The sequence below is a fragment of the Phenylobacterium sp. 58.2.17 genome (assembly GCF_026411515.1).
Classification (GTDB): domain Bacteria; phylum Pseudomonadota; class Alphaproteobacteria; order Caulobacterales; family Caulobacteraceae; genus Phenylobacterium.
The window spans coordinates 199,456-215,442 of sequence record NZ_JAPMTQ010000003.1 but is presented as its reverse complement, the minus strand read 5'-3'; the positions used below and the strand labels follow the sequence as shown (position 1 = coordinate 215,442).

17 protein-coding genes are annotated in these 15,987 nt (G+C 69.7%); 14 read left to right on the top strand and 3 right to left on the bottom strand.

What is annotated here, in order from left to right:
* Positions 1–8 precede the first annotated feature (8 nt).
* Positions 9–746, bottom strand: coding sequence for a flagellar basal-body rod protein FlgF (gene flgF, locus OUA97_RS04140; RefSeq protein WP_267230548.1), 738 nt, complete (start codon positions 744–746; stop codon positions 9–11).
* Between the two features lie 217 nt (positions 747–963).
* On the opposite strand from flgF, the gene OUA97_RS04135 reads away from it, so the two are divergent.
* The 5 genes from OUA97_RS04135 to OUA97_RS04115 all read left to right on the top strand — a co-directional run bounded on the left by OUA97_RS04135 (position 964) and on the right by OUA97_RS04115 (position 6,874).
* Positions 964–1,548, top strand: a complete 585-nt coding sequence (locus tag OUA97_RS04135) for a flagellar basal body-associated FliL family protein (protein ID WP_267230547.1) — start codon at positions 964–966, stop codon at positions 1,546–1,548.
* 126 nt (positions 1,549–1,674) lie between these two features.
* Entirely contained in the window at positions 1,675–2,667 is a 993-nt protein-coding gene (gene fliM / locus OUA97_RS04130) for a flagellar motor switch protein FliM (protein WP_323690520.1), read from the top strand.
* The gene (locus tag OUA97_RS04125; RefSeq protein WP_267230546.1) at positions 2,664–3,182 is read left to right on the top strand and encodes a DUF6468 domain-containing protein; all 519 of its coding nucleotides are present in this window, start codon (positions 2,664–2,666) and stop codon (positions 3,180–3,182) included. The genes fliM and OUA97_RS04125 overlap by 4 nt, the downstream gene beginning before the upstream one ends.
* Positions 3,179–3,958, top strand: coding sequence for a MotE family protein (locus tag OUA97_RS04120; protein WP_267230545.1), 780 nt, complete (start codon positions 3,179–3,181; stop codon positions 3,956–3,958). Before OUA97_RS04125 ends, OUA97_RS04120 begins: the two co-directional genes overlap by 4 nt.
* A gap of 3 nt (positions 3,959–3,961) precedes the next feature.
* Positions 3,962–6,874: an endoglucanase gene (locus OUA97_RS04115; RefSeq protein WP_267230544.1), complete on the top strand. Its 2,913-nt coding sequence runs from the start codon at positions 3,962–3,964 to the stop codon at positions 6,872–6,874.
* Here the strand turns inward: OUA97_RS04115 and fliP are convergent.
* Together fliP and OUA97_RS04105 are read right to left on the bottom strand one after the other, a co-directional pair.
* A complete protein-coding gene (gene fliP / locus OUA97_RS04110) occupies positions 6,871–7,668 on the bottom strand; it encodes a flagellar type III secretion system pore protein FliP (RefSeq protein WP_267230543.1) in 798 nt (265 codons plus the stop codon). The two genes, OUA97_RS04115 and fliP, sit on opposite strands and share 4 nt — an antisense overlap.
* The gene (locus tag OUA97_RS04105; RefSeq protein WP_267230542.1) at positions 7,661–7,954 is read right to left on the bottom strand and encodes a flagellar biosynthetic protein FliO; all 294 of its coding nucleotides are present in this window, start codon (positions 7,952–7,954) and stop codon (positions 7,661–7,663) included. The genes fliP and OUA97_RS04105 overlap by 8 nt, the downstream gene beginning before the upstream one ends.
* Before the next feature lie 105 nt (positions 7,955–8,059).
* On the opposite strand from OUA97_RS04105, the gene flgB reads away from it, so the two are divergent.
* From flgB to cckA, 9 genes are all read left to right on the top strand, one after another.
* The gene (gene flgB, locus OUA97_RS04100) at positions 8,060–8,494 is read left to right on the top strand and encodes a flagellar basal body rod protein FlgB (protein WP_267230541.1); all 435 of its coding nucleotides are present in this window, start codon (positions 8,060–8,062) and stop codon (positions 8,492–8,494) included.
* Between the two features lie 11 nt (positions 8,495–8,505).
* Positions 8,506–8,925 carry a flagellar basal body rod protein FlgC gene (gene flgC, locus OUA97_RS04095; protein ID WP_267230540.1) on the top strand — a complete coding sequence of 140 codons (420 nt, stop codon included), beginning with the start codon at positions 8,506–8,508 and terminating at the stop codon, positions 8,923–8,925.
* Between the two features lie 13 nt (positions 8,926–8,938).
* Positions 8,939–9,247 carry a flagellar hook-basal body complex protein FliE gene (gene fliE / locus OUA97_RS04090; RefSeq protein WP_267230539.1) on the top strand — a complete coding sequence of 103 codons (309 nt, stop codon included), beginning with the start codon at positions 8,939–8,941 and terminating at the stop codon, positions 9,245–9,247.
* Between the two features lie 49 nt (positions 9,248–9,296).
* A complete protein-coding gene (locus OUA97_RS04085) occupies positions 9,297–10,064 on the top strand; it encodes an ABC transporter ATP-binding protein (RefSeq protein ID WP_267230538.1) in 768 nt (255 codons plus the stop codon).
* Positions 10,061–11,605, top strand: a complete 1,545-nt coding sequence (locus tag OUA97_RS04080; RefSeq protein ID WP_267230537.1) for a glycine betaine ABC transporter substrate-binding protein — start codon at positions 10,061–10,063, stop codon at positions 11,603–11,605. Before OUA97_RS04085 ends, OUA97_RS04080 begins: the two co-directional genes overlap by 4 nt.
* A 76-nt stretch (positions 11,606–11,681) precedes the next feature.
* The gene (gene fliQ, locus OUA97_RS04075) at positions 11,682–11,945 is read left to right on the top strand and encodes a flagellar biosynthesis protein FliQ (protein ID WP_183773444.1); all 264 of its coding nucleotides are present in this window, start codon (positions 11,682–11,684) and stop codon (positions 11,943–11,945) included.
* A 19-nt stretch (positions 11,946–11,964) separates the two neighbouring features.
* Complete coding sequence (gene fliR, locus OUA97_RS04070) at positions 11,965–12,720, top strand: flagellar biosynthetic protein FliR (protein ID WP_267230536.1); 756 nt, start codon at positions 11,965–11,967, stop codon at positions 12,718–12,720.
* A gap of 3 nt (positions 12,721–12,723) precedes the next feature.
* Positions 12,724–13,812 carry a flagellar biosynthesis protein FlhB gene (flhB, locus tag OUA97_RS04065; RefSeq protein WP_267230535.1) on the top strand — a complete coding sequence of 363 codons (1,089 nt, stop codon included), beginning with the start codon at positions 12,724–12,726 and terminating at the stop codon, positions 13,810–13,812.
* Between the two features lie 75 nt (positions 13,813–13,887).
* Complete coding sequence (gene cckA / locus OUA97_RS04060; protein ID WP_267230594.1) at positions 13,888–15,957, top strand: cell cycle histidine kinase CckA; 2,070 nt, start codon at positions 13,888–13,890, stop codon at positions 15,955–15,957.
* Positions 15,958–15,987 lie beyond the last annotated feature (30 nt).

Sequence of the window (15,987 nt, the reverse complement as noted above, 5' to 3'; positions counted from 1 at the left end):
GAAGTTCCTCAGTTCACCTTGCCCATCCGCTCGATCGAGCGGCGGGAGAGTTCGGCGTTGGCGTCCATCATCTTGGCGACGGACTCGTAGGTGCGGGTGATCTCGATCATCCGGGTGATCTCGGAGACCGGCTTGACGTTGGAGCCCTCAAGCATCCCCTGCTGGATCACCGATTCCGTGGCCGGCTGGGGCTGGGCGTTCGAGGTGTTGCGGTAGCGGTTCTCGCCGACCTTCTCGAGCACCGACAGCTCGTCGAAGCGGGCCAGGCCCACCTTGCCGAGGCGCTCATTGCCCTGGCTGACCGTGCCGTCCTTGGCGATCGTGACCGGGCCCAGCTTGGGGTCGATGGCGATCTCGCCGCCGCCTTCGTCGAGCAGCGCCGCGCCGTCCTCGGTGACCAGGCGGCCGTCGGCGTCCATGTGGAAGCGGCCGTCGCGGGTGAACTGCTCGCCGTCGGCGGCGCGCACCCGGAAGAAGCCGTCGCCCTGAATGCCGAGGTCGAAGGTCGCCCCGGTGGCCCGCAGCACGCCCTGGCCGAAGTCGCGCCCGACGCTGCGGTCGATCACGAACTTCACCGGCCGCGGCGCGCCGAACGTGTGGGCCGGCGCCATCGGCTCGGTCTCGACCATCAGGTTTTCGACCTTGAATCCGGTCGTATCCATGTTGGCGATGTTGTTGGCCACGATGTCGAGTTCACGGCGCAGGGTCATCTGGCGCGAGAGTCCGACGTAGAGGGCGTTGTCCATGGCGAGGCCTTAACCTGCGGCGTTTTCGTCGCCGGGTTGGCTGCAAGGATCGGGCCAGTTCAAAAATTCAATGAAAACAGCGGGAAATAAAGTTAACGCCCGCCGCCCGGCGGAAATTGCCCGGCACGAAAATCGCGCTCGTTAACACACGTTAAAAACTTGTCCTTAACCATGCCTGGGTCATGAGACGGGGTAAGATTCTAAGGAGCGCGCGCGCGTGGCCAAGGACAAGGTGAAGGAAGCCCCGTCAGGCGACGCCGAAGGCGAAGACGGCGAGGGCGCGCCCGCCAAGAAGAAGCTCACCCCGAAGATGATGATCATCGCCGGGGTCGCGGCCGCGCTCGTGCTCGGCGGCGGCGGGGCCGGCGCGTTCTTCCTGCTGAAGCCGAAGCCCGAGGCGGCCGCCGGCAAGGCCGCCGAAAAGAAGAAGGAAAAGAAGAGCGAGAAGAAGGGCGAGGGCGAGAAGCCCGTCGGCGAGGTGCGCGAAGGCCCCGACGGCATCCTGTTCTACACCATGCCCAGCGTGGTGGTGAACATGCAGACCGCCGACGGCCGCTCGACCTTCCTGAAGCTCAAGCTGACCCTGGAAGTGCCGGACCAGGCGACGATCGACCAGCTGGAGCCGAACATGCCCAGGCTCCAGGACATGTTCCAGACCTTCCTGCGCGAACTGCGTCCCGAGGACCTGCAAGGGTCGCAGGGCTCCTACCAGCTGCGCATGGAAATCCAGCGCCGGGTCAACCTAGTCATCGCCCCGTCGAAGGTGAACGCCGTGCTGATCGAGGAGATGCTGATCAACTAGGGTCCTCCCTGGTTGGCGCCTGACCCCATGGCTGACGACGAACCCCAGATCATCGGCGGGCTGCAGGGCGGGATAAACCCCGACGACCCCGCCACCTGGCAGAACCCCGACGAGAAGGTCGAGGGGATGCTGGGCGCCGAACGCATCCTGAACCAGGACGAGATCGACAGCCTGCTCGGCTTCGACCTCTCCGACGAGGAGGCGGCCGAGCGTTCGGGCATCCGCGCGATCATCAACTCCGCGCTGGTCTCCTACGAGCGCCTGCCGATGCTGGAGATCGTCTTCGACCGGCTGGTGCGGTTGATGACCACCTCCTTGCGGAACTTCACCTCGGATAACGTCGAGGTCAGCCTCGACAACATCTCTTCGATCCGTTTCGGCGACTACCTGAACTCGATCCCGCTGCCGGCCATCCTCTCGGTGTTCAAGGCTGAGGAGCTGGAGAATTACGGCCTGCTGACGGTCGATTCCAACCTGATCTACTCGATCGTCGACGTGCTGCTGGGCGGGCGCCGCGGCACCGCCGCCATGCGCATCGAGGGCCGCCCCTACACCACCATCGAGCGGGTGCTGGTCCAGCGGATGGTCGAGGTGGTGCTGGCCGACGCGCGCGCCGCCTTCGAGCCGCTGACCCCGGTGACCTTCACCCTCGACCGGCTGGAAACCAATCCGCGCTTCGCCGCCATCGCCCGGCCGGCGAACGCCGCCATCCTGGTCAAGCTGCGCATCGACATGGAGGACCGCGGCGGGCGCATCGAGCTGCTGCTGCCCTACGCCACCCTCGAGCCGATCCGGAAGATGCTGCTGCAGCAGTTCATGGGCGAGAAGTTCGGGCGCGACAACATCTGGGAGAGCCACCTGGCGACCGAGCTCTGGACCACCCAGCTCGACGTCCGCGCGGTGCTGGACGAGCAGCAGCTGCCGCTGCGCCAGGTGCTGGAGCTCAAGGTCGGCGACACCCTAATGCTGAACTCGACCCCCGACAGCCAGGTCGAGCTGCGCGCGGGCGCGATCCCGCTGACCCGCGGCCGCATGGGCCGGCGCAATCACCACATCGCCGTGCGTGTCGACGGCCCGCTGTCGCCACACGCCAAGAAAGCCATCTCGAGGTTCAAATGAGCGCCATCGCCATCGGCCTCAACCTGATGCTGGCCGGCCTGCTGGCCGCGGCCCTGATGATGGGTTTCCGCCTGAACGGGCGCCTGAAGGCGCTGCGCGAGAGCCATGAAGGCTTCGCCAAGGCGGTCGCTGAACTGGACGCCGCCGCCGCCCGCGCCGAACAGGGCCTGGCCGATCTGCGCGCGGCGACCGATGAAGCCCACGACGCCTTGGCCGATCGTATCGAGAAGGCCCGCGCCCTGACCGCCAAGCTCGATCGCCAGCTGCAGGGCGCGCCCGCCGCAGCCGGCCGCGCCGAGCCGGTCGCCGAGGAAGACGTCGAGCGCGTCACCCAGCGCCTCGGCTCGCTGCTTTCGGCCGCCCGCGACCGCCGGCCCGAACGCGAGCCCGCCCCCACGTCCGCCCGCCGTCCGGCCGCCCCCGCGCCGTCGCGCCCGGTCTTTGACGACGACCTCTTTGACCAGCCCGCCGAACGTCGCCCGACGCCCGGCCCGCGCCTGGGAACCCGCCGATGAAGAACATTCCCCGCCTCCTGCCCCTGGTCGGCGTCGCCATGGTCGGCGTGCTGGGCCTGAATGCCCTGGCCGGCGCCGAGAGCTTGCCGGACCTGGTGTCGGGCGCGCGCGCCTTCGCCGAGGAAGCCGCCAAGGGTGCGGCGCCCGCTAAGGACGCCAAGGCCGCGACCGGCGAGGCCAAGGACGCCGCCGCCACGGTTCCGAACTTGCCGCCCGCCGCCAAGCCGGCCGCGGTCTGCGCCCCCACCGCCGCCGAACTGGCCAAGGAGGCAGGCCTGTCGCCGGCCGAGCTGCAGGTGCTGCAAAGCCTGGGCGCGCGCCGCGGCCAGCTGGACAAGCGCGAGCAGGACCTCGACGTGCAGTTGGCCCTGATGGCCGCCGCCGAAGCCAAGCTCGACGCCAAGATTCAGGCGCTGAACGGGATGAAGGGCGACATCGCCAAGCTGATGGTTGACGCCGACGCCAAGGAGCAGGCCGAGATCGACCGCCTGGTGAAGGTGTTCGAGCTGATGAAGCCCAAGGACGCTGCGCCGCGGATGGTGCTGCTGGACGACGCGGTGCGCCTGCCGGTGGCCTCGCGGATGAAGGAGCGCGCGCTCTCGCCGATTATCGCCAACATGCCGCCGGCCGAGGCCAAGAAGCTCACCGAGGCCCTGGCCGCGCGCTTCGCCGAGGTCAAGAAGGTCGCCGCCGCGGCCCAGGCCGCCGCTGGTCCGCTGCCGGCCGCCCCGCGCGCCGCCGGCCAGGCCGCCGCGCCGCCCGCCAAGGCCGGCTAACCAATGAAACTGCGCCAGGCCCTGAGGTCGAGCGTCGCGGCGATCACCATCGCCAGCGTCGCTGCGCCTACCGGTCTGTCGGCGCAGACCTCCGAGGCCGCCCCCCGCGGCGGCGGCGCCCAGGTGCGGGTCGCCCAGGCGAAGGATTTCTCGCGCATCGAACTGGCCGGCCGGGCGGTGGCGCGCCGCGACGGCCAGGTGCTGACGTTGCAGCTGGCGCGCGGCGCCAATCCGGACATCAGCCGCCTGCGGGTCTCGCCGCCACGTTGGCTGAAGAGCGCCGAACTGCGTCCCGGGGTCCTGGTGCTGACCCTGGCCGATAACGCCGACGCCCGGGTCGGAACCGCCGACGGCGCGACCTACGTCAATCTGTTCGAGAAGCCGCCTGCGCCCGCGACGCCGCAGGTCGCCCAGGCCGAGCCGGCCGCCGCGCCGACGCCGCCGAGGCCTAACCCGGTTCCGGCCGGGGGCGTGGTGCGGATGGCTGCCAAGATCGGCGCGGGCCAGGTTCAGCTCAGCTTCCCTTGGGCCAACCCGGCCGGGGCCGCGGTCTTCCGGCGCGGCGGGGCGGTGTGGGTGGTGTTCGACGCGCCGGCGACGCTCGACGTTTCGGCTGCGCCGCGCGGCCTGCGCCAGATGAGCGGCGCGGTCGCCTACCGCGGAACCGACTATACGGCGGTGCGGATCGACACCCCGCCGAACACGCCGTTCTTCGCCGCCTCCCAGGGCGCGACCTGGACGGTGATCCTCGGGCCGGGCGCCCAGGTCGAACAGGCCGCCCAGATCCGGGTGGTGCGCGACGAAGCCGGCGGTCCGGCCGGGCTCAAGGCCGCCGTCGCCGGCGCGACCAAGGTCGTGCGTGTCGCGGACCCGGTGGTCGGCGACACCCTTTCGGTGGTGACCGCGCTGGGCCCGGCCAAGGGGCTGCCCTCGCGCCGCGAGTTCGTGCAGATGGCCCTGCTGCCGTCGGCCCAGGGCATGGCGGCTGAGTCCTATATCGACGACCTGGCGATGCGCCAGGACGGAGACCTGGTGCAGATCGGCCGCCCGAGCGGACTGACCCTGTCGCCCGCCTCGGCTTCGGTGTCGCGCGCGGAGGCCACGCTCGGCGCGCCGCAGCCGGCCAGCCTGCCCGGGCTGATCGACTATCAGAACTGGCCGAAGACCGGATCGGGCGGGTTCCTCTCGCGCTACAACGCGCTGCTGGCCGCGGCCAACGAGGAGGCCGCGACCGGACGCGACGCACCGGTCGCCGCGCGCATGGCGCTGGCCCGCTTCCTGGTCGGCTCGGAGCTGTCGTTCGAGGCGATCGGCGTGCTGAACGACACTGCCCGCCGCAATCCCTCGGTGATGGAGGATCCGGAGTTCCGCGGCCTGCGCGGCATCGCCCGGGTCATGGCCCGTCGCTACAAGGAAGCCCAGGCAGACTTCTCCGCGCCGATCCTGCAGGACGATCCCTCGGTCGCGCTCTGGCGGTCCTACATCGCCGCTCAGTTGGCCCAATGGCCCGAGGCCCGCAGCCAGTTCGGCGCCGGCGCCGAAGCGTTCAGCCGTTTCTCGCCGACCTGGAAGGCGCGGTTCGCGCGCTCGGACGCGCAGGCGGCCCTGGCGCTGGGCGACGTCAACGGCGCCGACGCGCGCATCAAGCTCGCCCTGATGGACAAGACCGACCCGCTGGAGGAACTGGCCACGCGGCTGGTCCAGGCCCAGGTGGTCGAGGCCTTGGGCCACAAGGATCGGGCGCTGCGGATCTACGCCGCTGTGGCCGGCGCGCCGAGCGAGGGGCTGGCCGCCCCCGCCACCCTGCGCGCCACCAAGATCCGGTTGGAGACCGGCAAAATCACGCCGGTGCAGGCCGCCAACGTCTTCGCCGGCCTGCGCTATCGCTGGCGCGGCGACGCCACCGAGCTGGAGACCATCCGGGCGCTCGGTCACCTGTATCTGAGCCAGGGCCGCTATCGCGAGGCGCTGGAGGCCCTGCGCGGGGCCGGTTCTCGGCTGCCCGATCTGCCCGAGGCGCTGCAGCTGCAGGCCGACCTCGCAGCCGCCTTCCGCACCCTGTTCCTCGACGGCGCGGCCGACGGGTTGGAGCCGGTGCAGGCGCTGGCGATGTTCTACGACTTCCGCGAGCTGACCCCGCTGGGCGCCGACGGCGACATGATGGTGCGCCGCCTTGTGCGCCGGCTGGTCGACGTCGATTTGCTGGACCAGGCGGCTGAGCTCCTGAAGTACCAGGCCGAGAACCGCCTCGACGGCGTGCCGCGGGCCCAGGTGTCCACCGACCTGGCGCTGATCTACCTGATGGACCGCCGGCCCGAGCAGGCGCTGCAGGCGATCAACGCCTCGCGCACGACGGTGCTGCCGAGCGCGCTCAACGCCGAGCGCCGCGTGGTCGAGGCCCGCGCTCTGATGGGGCTGGGCCGCTACGACCATGGGCTGGAACTGCTGGAGCGCGACAACGGCCGCGACGCCCAGGACCTGCGCGGCGAGATTTCTTGGAAGCAGAAGAACTGGACCGCCGCGGCCGCCACCTTCGAAAAGAGCCTCGGTGATCGCTGGAAGCAGCCGGGGCCGCTGACCGCCGATGAAGAAGCCAAGCTGCTGCGGGCCGGCGTCGCCTACAGCCTGGCCGGCGACGACGCGTCGCTGGCGCGCATGCAGCAGCGTTATTCGGGCTTCTACGACCAGGCCCGCAATCCCGAGGCGTTGCGGGTCGCCCTGACCGGGGTGCAGTCGGGGCCGCTCAGCGTCTCCGACTTCGGCCGCGCGACCGCTGACAACGAGGCCTTCGCCGGCTGGGTCGCCAAGATGAAGGTCCGCTTCCGCGAAAGGCCCGCCCCGCTGGGGCCGCCGACCCCGGCCAAGCCGCCCGCGGCGGCCAAGCAGGCCGCCGCGGCCACGGGGGCGCGGGGCTAGCCGCCGCCCGCGCCGCGCTGGAAGCTCTCGACCAGGCTGCCGGCCACCAGCCGCCAGCCGTCGACCAGCACGAAGAAGATCAGCTTGAACGGCAGCGACACCACCACTGGCGGCAGCATCATCATACCCATGCTCATCAGCACGCTGGCGACGACCAGGTCGATGACCAGGAAGGGAATGAACAGCAGGAAGCCGATCTCGAATGCGCGCTTCAGCTCCGAGATCATGAACGCCGGGGTGACGACGCTGAGCGGCGTGTCCTGAGCGGTCGGCGGACGCGGCGTCTTCGACAGGCGGAGGAACAGAGCCAGGTCGTCCTGGTCGACCTGGCTCAGCATGAAGGTCTTCACCGGCGCGGCGCTGGCGTCGAACGCCGCCGGCAGCTCCATCTGCTGGTCCATCAGCGGCTTGATGCCGTCCTCGTAGGACTTCTGGAACGTCGGGGCCATGACGATGGCGGTCAGGAACAGCGCCAGGCTGATCAGCACCGAGTTGGGCGGGCTCTGCTGCAGGCCGAGCGCGGTGCGCAGCAGGCCGAGCACCACGACGATGCGCACGAACGACGTGGTCATGATCACGATCGACGGCGCCAGCGACAGCACGGTCAGCAGCCCGACCATCTGGACGACGCGCTCGGAGAGGCCGGCGCCGGTGCCGAGGTCGATGTTGATCGCCTGGGCGGCCGCGACCGCCGGGAACACCATCGCCGCCAGCGTCGCCAGCACCGAGATGCCCGCCGCGCGGCGCCAGTCTTCGGCGCGTAGATGGAAGAGGGCGGCGAAAACCTTACGCATCGGCGGTGATCTTTGGCTTGCGGACGGGCTTGGCGGCGGTGGGCAGGACCTGTCCCTCGCCGAGCAGCAGGAGCTTTTCCTCGCCGTCGAACGAGACCACGACCAGCCGCCGCGAGGGATCGAGCACCAGGGTCTCGACGATCTTGAGCCGGCGGTCGGCCTTGGCCTTGGCCAGCCGCGCGACGGCGTCCGGCCCGAATCGGCGCAGGGCCACGGCCGCCAGGCCGACGAGCCCCAGGGTCAGCGCCAGGGCGAAGACGGCGCGGAGGAAATCAGCGAATTCCATCAGGTGTTCGAAAGGGGGCGGGGCGCGACTCGTGCGCTGTCCTCCCTCGTGTGCGCCGCAGGGTCTTAAGACGCGGTTAACCCTGTTTGTTCACCATCTTGAGTTATGAACCTGAACGAGATTCCGCTGTTCGCGATGCTCAAGGGGCGCTTCACGCACCTCGGCGAGCGCCAGCGCCTGATCTCGCAGAACGTCGCCAACTCCGACACCCCCGGCTACACGCCCAACGACCTCAAGGCTTACTCGTTCGACGCCCAGGTGCGGGCGGCGCAGACGGCGTCGGGCGCGGTCGGTTCGGCGGCGCGCGGCCAGGCGGTGACCCAGGCCGGGCACATGACCCCGGCCTCGCAGCACCGAACGCCGTACAAGCCGATCAAGGCCAAGGACTCCGAGACGACGCTCGACGGCAATTCCGTCGTGCTCGAGGAGGAAATGCTGAAGATGGCCGAGGCGCGGATGAACTACGACGCGGCGATCAGCTTCTACCAGAAGTCCCTGGGCATGCTGCGGCTGGCCAGCCGGGCGCCGGGCCGCGGCTAAGGAAACGCTAGATGGCCGACATCAAGCCCATGACCGGCGCGACCCAGATGATCGCCGCCACCGCCCTGCGGGCCCAGCAGGCGCGCATGCGGGTGATCGCCGAGAACATGGCCAACGCCCAGTCGGTGTCGCGCCAGCCGGGCGGCGATCCCTATCGCCGCCAGGTGCCGGTGTTCACGCCCTACCAGACCGACGCCGGGCAGGGCGTACGCGTCGCGCGCGTCGAGCCCGACCGCAAGGACTTCCGCAGCGTCTACGACCCCAGCCACCCGTCGGCCGACGACAAGGGCTATGTGAAGCTGCCCAATGTCGACACCCTGGTCGAGGCGCTGGACATGAAGGAGGCCCAGCGGGCCTACGAAGCCAACCTCAACGTCATCGAGACGGCGCGCGCCATGGAGCAGCGCACCCTCGACATCCTCAAGAAGTAGGGCGGCCTAAGCCATGATGACCGCGCTCGCCGCCGCCAAGGCCTACGCCGCCACCCAGAACACCGCGGTGATAAAGCCGCCGTCGGCCGGTCAGGAGGACCAGGGCCTCGACTTCGGCTCCATGGTCAAGTCGGCCATGAACGACGTCATGCACAACACCAAGAAGGCCGAAGGCCAGATCGCCGCCCAGGTGGCGGGCAAGGCCGAGCTGATCGACGTGGTGACCGCGATTTCCGCGGCCGAGGCGAGCCTGGAGACGGTGATGGCCGTGCGCGACCAGGTGATCAACGCCTACCAGGAAATCATGCGCATGCCGATCTGACGGGCGAGGCGGGGGTTCCCCTTCCACCTCACCGTGTTACGCCTAGGCCATGCCGGCGATCGAGCTTTCGAACATCGACAAGCGTTTCGGGGCCCACGCGGCCCTCGCCGGCGTCGATCTGGCGATCGCAGCCGGCGAGTTCGTCGCCCTGGTCGGGCCCTCGGGATCGGGCAAGACCACCCTGCTCAAGACCATCAACGGATTGTCGGAACCCGACGCCGGGAGCGTGCGCATCGCCGGCGAGGACGCCCGCGCCCTGCCGGGCCACCTGCTGCGACGGAAGATCGGCTACGTGTTCCAGGAGGTGGGCCTCTTTCCGCACCTGACGGTGGCCGAGAACATCGCCGTGACCCCGCGCCTGCTGGGCTGGGACAAGCCGCGGATCGCGCGGCGCGTCGATGAACTGCTCGACCTCGTGGCCTTGCCGGCGGAGGTCGCCGGGCGCGCGCCCTCCGAGCTCTCGGGCGGCCAGCGCCAACGGGTCGGCGTGGCCCGCGCGCTCGCGGCCGAGCCGAAGATCATGCTGATGGACGAGCCGTTCGGCGCGCTCGATCCGCTGACCCGCGACGCGCTGGGCGGCGACTACCGCGCGCTGCACGACAAGCTCGGCCTGACCACGGTGATGGTCACCCATGACATGGCCGAGGCGGTGCTGCTGGCCGACCGCATCGTGGTGCTGGCCGGCGGGCGGATCCTGGCCGACGGCGGTCCGGCGAGCCTGCTGGCGACCACGACCGACCCTGAAGTGCGCGGCCTGCTGGAGGCGCCGCGCCGCCAGGCCGAGCGGCTTCGTGAGCGGCTGGGGGGCGGGGCGTGAACGAACGCATCGCCCAGGCCTTTGCGCTGTTGCCCGACTATCTGGCCTGGCACGTGGTGCTGAGCGCCAGCGCCCTGGCGCTCGGCGTGCTGATCAGCCTGCCGCTGGCGGTCGCCGCCAGCCGCAGCCCGCGTCTGCGCTGGCCGGTGCTGGCCTTCGCTGGCCTGATCCAGACCATTCCCAGTTTGGCGCTGCTGGCGCTCTTCTACCCGGTGCTGCTGGGGGTGTCGGCGGCCAGCCAGGCGGTCTTCGGCAAGGGGTTCTCGGCGCTGGGCTTCCTGCCCTCGCTGCTGGCCCTGACGCTCTATTCGATGCTGCCGATCCTGCGCACGGCGACCACCGGCATCCTCGGCGTCGATCCGGCCGTGCGCGAGGCGGCCGACGGGGTCGGCATGACCCCGCGCCAGCGATTGTTCCAGGTCGAGCTGCCGCTGGCCATGCCGGTGATCATGGCGGGGGTGCGCACCGCTGCGGTCTGGACCATCGGGGCGGCGACGCTGTCGACCCCGGTCGGCCAGACCAGCCTCGGCAACTACATCTTCGCCGGACTGCAGACCGAGAACTGGGTGTTCGTGCTGTTCGGCTGCGCGGCCTCCGCGGCCCTGGCGATGACCGTCGACCAGTTGCTGGGCCTGATCGAGACCGGGGCGGCCAGGCGCAGGCGCGGCCTGGTCGTCGCGGGCGCGGCGCTGCTCGCCGCCGGCGCGCTGGCGGCCATGAGTCCGCTGGCGGCGTTCGGCAAGCCGGCGAGCTATGTAGTCGGGGCCAAGAACTTCTCCGAGCAGTACATCCTGGCCGAGCTGATGGCCGAACGGCTCGAAGCGACCGGCGCGCGGGTCTCGCGCAAGGAGGATCTCGGCTCGGCGGTGGCCTATCGGGCGCTCGCGGCGGGCGAGATCGACGCCTATGTCGACTACACCGGCACGCTGTGGACCAACGTCCTGAAGCGCCAGGACAACCCCGGCCGCGCCGCGGTGCTGGCGGAACTGACGCAGGAGCTGAAGCGGCGCGACGGCGTCGTGGTGCTGGGCTCGCTGGGTTTCGAGAACGCCTATGCCTTCGCGATGCGCGCCGACCGTGCGAACGCCCTCGGCATCACAAGCCTGACCGACCTGGCCCGCCAGGCGCCGCGTCTGGCGCTGGGTTCGGACATCGAGTTTCTGTCGCGACCGGAGTGGAAGGCCGTCGATGCGGCCTATGACTTCAACTTCAGGACCGAGCGATCCTTCCAGCCCACCTTCATGTACCGGGCGCTGTCGGGCGGGGAGGCTGATGTCATCTCCGCGTTTTCATCCGACGGGCGGATCGCCGCCGACAAGCTGGTGGTTCTCAGCGACCCGAAGGGCGCGCTGCCGCCGTATGATGCTGTGATCCTGGTCTCGCCCAAGCGAGCCGACGACGCGCGGCTGCTGGAGGCCCTGCGGCCGCTGGTCGGGTCGATCTCGGTCGAGGCGATGCGGGCGGCGAACTACAGCGTCGACCGTGATCGCGACAAGCTGTCGCCGGCCCAGGCGGCGCGGGCGCTCGAACCTTCGAGGTAGCCCTTCGTTAACCATAAGTAGGCAATTTCGACCTAGCTGATTTCCAGCGATTAACGCGTACCCATGAGGCCTACCGATGAGCGGCGCCGAAGTTCTGGACGTCGGTCGCGACGCCATCTGGCTCACCATCCAGCTCTGCGCCCCGGTGCTGATCGTCGGGCTGGTGGTCGGGGTCGGCGTCGGCCTGATGCAGGCCCTGACCCAGATCCAGGAAGCGACCCTGGTCTATGCGCCGAAGATCGTCGCGATCTTCCTGTCGCTGCTGCTGTTCCTGCCGCTGATGGGCGCGCTGATGAGCGGCTTCATGCGCCAGATCGCCGCCCGCATCGCGGCGATGTAGCGGCCGACCGGCCGCCCGCATGGAAAGCTTCGCCGCCGCAAATCAGGTCTACGCCGCCGGGCTGATCTTCGCCCGGGTGGGCGCGATCATCATGCTGCTGCCGGGCTACGGCGACACCAGCGTGCCGCCGCGCATCCGGCTGGCGTTCGCGTTCCTGATGGCGCTGATGCTGATGCCGATCGTGGCTCAGGGCCTGCCGGTGCCGGGCACGGTGTCGGGCGTGGCCGGGGCGGTGATCAAGGAGCTGCTGATCGGGCTGATGATCGGCACGATCCTCAAGCTGTTCCTGTCGTCGCTGTCGACGGCTGGGGAAATCATCTCGATCCAGACGACGCTGTCCTTCGCCCAGACCGCCGCGCCCGGACAGGCGCAGCCGTCGACGACGCTTGGGACCTTCCTGATGCTGATCGGGGTGACCCTGATCATGACCACCGACCTGCACCACATGTTCCTGGCCGCGATCGTGCGGTCCTATGCGGTGTTTCCGTTCAGCCGCGAGCTGGCGATCGGCGACAGCGCCCAACTGGCCGTGCAGACGGTGGCCGGCTCGTTCCGCCTGGGCCTGCAGCTGGCCGCGCCGGTGGTGGTGTTCTCGGTGATCTTCAACGTCGCCGCCGGCCTGGTCGGGCGGGTGATGCCGCAGTTCCAGGTGTTCTTCGTCGTCACCCCGCTGATCGTGCTGCTGGGCCTTTCGATCTTCGCGCTCAGCCTCGGCGTGATCGGCATGGTTTGGCTCAACCGCTATCGCGAGCTCGTCTCGCTGTTCCCGGGCTAGGTCATGGCCGACGAACAGGACGCAGCCTCCAAAACAGAAGAGGCGACACCCCAGAAGCTCGCCAAGGCGCGCGAGAAGGGCGATGTCGCCAAGACCCCGGACCTGGCGATGCTGGCCTCGTTCGCCGGCGCGGCGGCGGTGATCGCCATCGCCGGCGGCTGGATGTCGCGCAACCTCGCCGCCGAGCTGCTGCCGTTTATCGCCCATCCCGACAGCATGAACCTGGAAGGTCATGGCGCGATCGAGGTGGCCCGCCATGCCGCGCGCGCCGCAGCTCCGATCCTGCTGGCGGTGATGCTGGTGGCCGCGGTGATGGGCGCGGCCGGCAACCTCGTGCAGACCGGGCTGATGTTCAGCCCGGAGAAGATCAAGCCGGACTGGAAGAAGGTCTCGCCGCTCGGGGGGCTCAAGCGCACGCTCGGACCCGACGGCCTGATGCAGTTCTTCAAGTCGCTGGTAAAGATCGTGATGGTCGGCTGGGTCGGCTGGGTGGTGATGAAACCGTACATCCACCCGTTGAAGGAGCTGGCCGCCCTGGACCCGGCGGCGATGCTGCCACTGATGGTCGAGATCCTGCGCAAGCTGGTGTTCGCCACCGCCGCCCTAATGCTGGTGATCGCCGGCTTCGACTGGTTCTGGCAGCGCCAGCGCTTCCTCAAGCGCATGCGGATGACCAAGGAAGAGCAGAAGGAAGAGTTCAAGAACTCGGAAGGCGATCCCCACTTCAAGGCCAAGCGCCGCCAGATCGCTATTCAGCGCTCGCGCCGCCGGATGATGGCCGCCGTGCCCAACGCCACCATGGTGGTGATGAACCCGACCCACTACGCCGTGGCGCTGCGCTACGAGGCCGGCGAGGCCGCTGCGCCGCAGTGCGTCGCCAAGGGCATGGACGCCGTCGCGCTGAAGATCCGCGCCCTGGCCGAGGAGCATGGCGTTCCGGTCATCGAGGACCCGCCGCTGGCCCGCGCGCTCTATGCGGCGGTCGAGCTCGACGACTTCATTCCGCCGGCTCACTACGAAGCCGTGGCCAAGCTGATCGGCTTCATCATGCAGAGCAGCGCCAAGGTGGCCGCAAAGGCCCGCCACCACTGAGAAATATGAGAACATTGCGTGACTGATTCGCCGGAGGCGCAGGCCTCCCCGTTCGAAATCAACCGGGACCGTCCCATGGCCAAGCCCAAGACGCAGGACCGCGCGGCCCGCCGCTTCGACCCGATGACGGCGCTGGCCGTGCTGTGCTTTCTCGCTGCGGTGGGCTTTGCGGCTGTGCCGGCTTTCAATGCCGGCCCCGCCACGCGCGCCGGGGTGATGCTGCTGATCGGGCTGTTTGGCGTGGCGTGCCTGGGGCTGTTTGCGCTGCGCAACTCGGCCGAGCCGGCTGCGGCGGGCGAACCCGGCGCAGACCAGATGGTCGACGCCCTGACCGAGCCGGCGGCGATCGCCGCCGCCGACGGGCGCATCCACGCGGCCAACGCCGCCTGGCGTTCGCTGCTCGGCGCGGCCGCCCGCCTGCCCAAGGGCGGCACGTCGGCGGCCAGCCTGTTCTCGGCCCTGACAGCTGCTCGTCGCGGCGAGACGGCCCAGGCCTCGATCCGGAACAACGGTTCGGAGCACTCGGCCACCGTCGCCCCGCTGGGCGAGCGCCGCTTCCTGGTGCGGCTGGCCGAGGCGCCGCCGCTGGCCCTGCCGCCGGCCGCGGCCGAAGTGCTGCAGGCGTTCAGCAGCGCCAAGCCGCCGCCGCCCAAGGTGCTCGACGCGTTCGCCGCCGCCTCGCCGTTCGGCGCGGCGCTGCTGGACGGAGACGACCCGTTCGAGGCGACGATCATCGAGGCCAATCCGGCCCTGGCCGGCCTGTCGGGCGGCGGAGCCAGCGGCTCGCGGTTCGGCGATCTGATCGACGCGGCCTCGCGGGCGGACGCCGTCCAGAAGCTGGCCGAGGGACATGTCGGGGCGCTGGAAGTGCGGCTGGCCAAGGATCCGGCCAAGATCGCCCACCTCTATCTGTCCAAGAGCGACGGCCGCTGGGTCGCCTATCTGGTCGACGTCTCCGAGCAGAAGCAGATCGAGCTGCAGCTCTCGCAGAGCCAGAAGATGCAGGCCATCGGCCAGCTGGCCGGCGGCGTGGCCCACGACTTCAACAACCTGCTGACCGCGATCTTCTTCCAGCTCGACGTGCTGGCCCAGCGCCATCCGGTCGGCGACCCCTCGTATGAGGGGCTGAACGAGATCCGCTCGACCTCGACGCGGGCCGCCGACCTGGTCCGCAAGCTGTTGGCGTTCTCGCGAAAGCAGACCGTGCAGCGCGAGACCCTCGACCTTGGCGAGCTGATCAGCGAATCCGAGGTGCTGCTGCGCCGCGTGCTCTACGAGGACGTGAAGCTGGAGACCGAGTACGGCCGCAATCTGCCGCACGTGCGCGCCGACCGCAGCCAGATCGAGACCGCGGTCATGAACCTGGCGGTCAATGCGCGGGACGCCGTGCGCGCCCACGGCGGCGGCGTGGTCCGCATCCGTCTGGCGCGGCTGACCCAGGACGAGGCCGCCGCCCAGGGCTATCCGGCCGCCAAGGGCGACCAGGCGCTGATCGAGGTTTCGGACGACGGCCCCGGCATCCCGCCCGAGGTCATGGACAAGATCTTCGACCCGTTCTTCACCACCAAGCCGGTGGGCGAGGGGACGGGGCTGGGCTTGGCCACCGTCTACGGCATCGTCAAGCAGTCGGACGGCTGGATCAGCGTCGCCTCCAAGCCCGGCGAGGGCGCGGCGTTCCGGATCTTCCTGCCGGTCCACATCCCGACCGCCGCGGCGCCCGCGCCCGAGCCGGCCGCCAGCAAGGCGCCGCCGAAGGCGCGCGACCTGTCGGGGGCCGGGCGCATCCTGTTCGTCGAGGACGAGGACGCCGTGCGCACCGTCGCCGCCAAGTTGCTGCGGGCCCGCGGCTATGAGGTGATCGAGGCCGGCTCCGGCGAGGAAGCGCTGGAGCTCGCCGAACAGCACGCGGGCGAGATCGACCTGATGATCTCGGACGTGGTGATGCCGGGCATGCAGGGGCCCGATCTGCTCAAGCACGCCCGCGTCTATCTGGCCGGGGCGCCGGTGATGTTCATCTCCGGCTATGCCGAGGCCGAGTTCTCGAACTTGCTGGAGGGCGAGGAGAACATCTCGTTCCTACCCAAGCCGATCGACATCAAGACTCTGGCCGAACGCGTGAAGCAGGAACTTCAGAAGGCGGCCTAGCGTTTGGGGCGCGGATTGGCCCTGGCGGGG

Excerpts from the sequence above, each read along its gene's own strand:
- fliR (WP_267230536.1), top strand. The coding sequence starts at position 11,965 with ATGGAAAGCTTCGCCGCCGCAAATCAGGTCTACGCCGCCGGGCTGATC.
- flgC (WP_267230540.1), top strand. The coding sequence starts at position 8,506 with ATGGCCGACATCAAGCCCATGACCGGCGCGACCCAGATGATCGCCGCC.
- fliE (WP_267230539.1), top strand. The coding sequence starts at position 8,939 with ATGATGACCGCGCTCGCCGCCGCCAAGGCCTACGCCGCCACCCAGAAC.
- flgB (WP_267230541.1), top strand. The coding sequence starts at position 8,060 with ATGAACCTGAACGAGATTCCGCTGTTCGCGATGCTCAAGGGGCGCTTC.
- cckA (WP_267230594.1), top strand. The coding sequence starts at position 13,888 with ATGGCCAAGCCCAAGACGCAGGACCGCGCGGCCCGCCGCTTCGACCCG.
- OUA97_RS04120 (WP_267230545.1), top strand. The coding sequence starts at position 3,179 with ATGAAGAACATTCCCCGCCTCCTGCCCCTGGTCGGCGTCGCCATGGTC.
- fliQ (WP_183773444.1), top strand. The coding sequence starts at position 11,682 with ATGAGCGGCGCCGAAGTTCTGGACGTCGGTCGCGACGCCATCTGGCTC.
- OUA97_RS04085 (WP_267230538.1), top strand. The coding sequence starts at position 9,297 with ATGCCGGCGATCGAGCTTTCGAACATCGACAAGCGTTTCGGGGCCCAC.
- flhB (WP_267230535.1), top strand. The coding sequence starts at position 12,724 with ATGGCCGACGAACAGGACGCAGCCTCCAAAACAGAAGAGGCGACACCC.
- OUA97_RS04115 (WP_267230544.1), top strand. The coding sequence starts at position 3,962 with ATGAAACTGCGCCAGGCCCTGAGGTCGAGCGTCGCGGCGATCACCATC.
- fliP (WP_267230543.1), bottom strand. The coding sequence starts at position 7,668 with ATGCGTAAGGTTTTCGCCGCCCTCTTCCATCTACGCGCCGAAGACTGG.
- flgF (WP_267230548.1), bottom strand. The coding sequence starts at position 746 with ATGGACAACGCCCTCTACGTCGGACTCTCGCGCCAGATGACCCTGCGC.
- fliM (WP_323690520.1), top strand. The coding sequence starts at position 1,675 with ATGCTGGGCGCCGAACGCATCCTGAACCAGGACGAGATCGACAGCCTG.
- OUA97_RS04105 (WP_267230542.1), bottom strand. The coding sequence starts at position 7,954 with ATGGAATTCGCTGATTTCCTCCGCGCCGTCTTCGCCCTGGCGCTGACC.
- OUA97_RS04125 (WP_267230546.1), top strand. The coding sequence starts at position 2,664 with ATGAGCGCCATCGCCATCGGCCTCAACCTGATGCTGGCCGGCCTGCTG.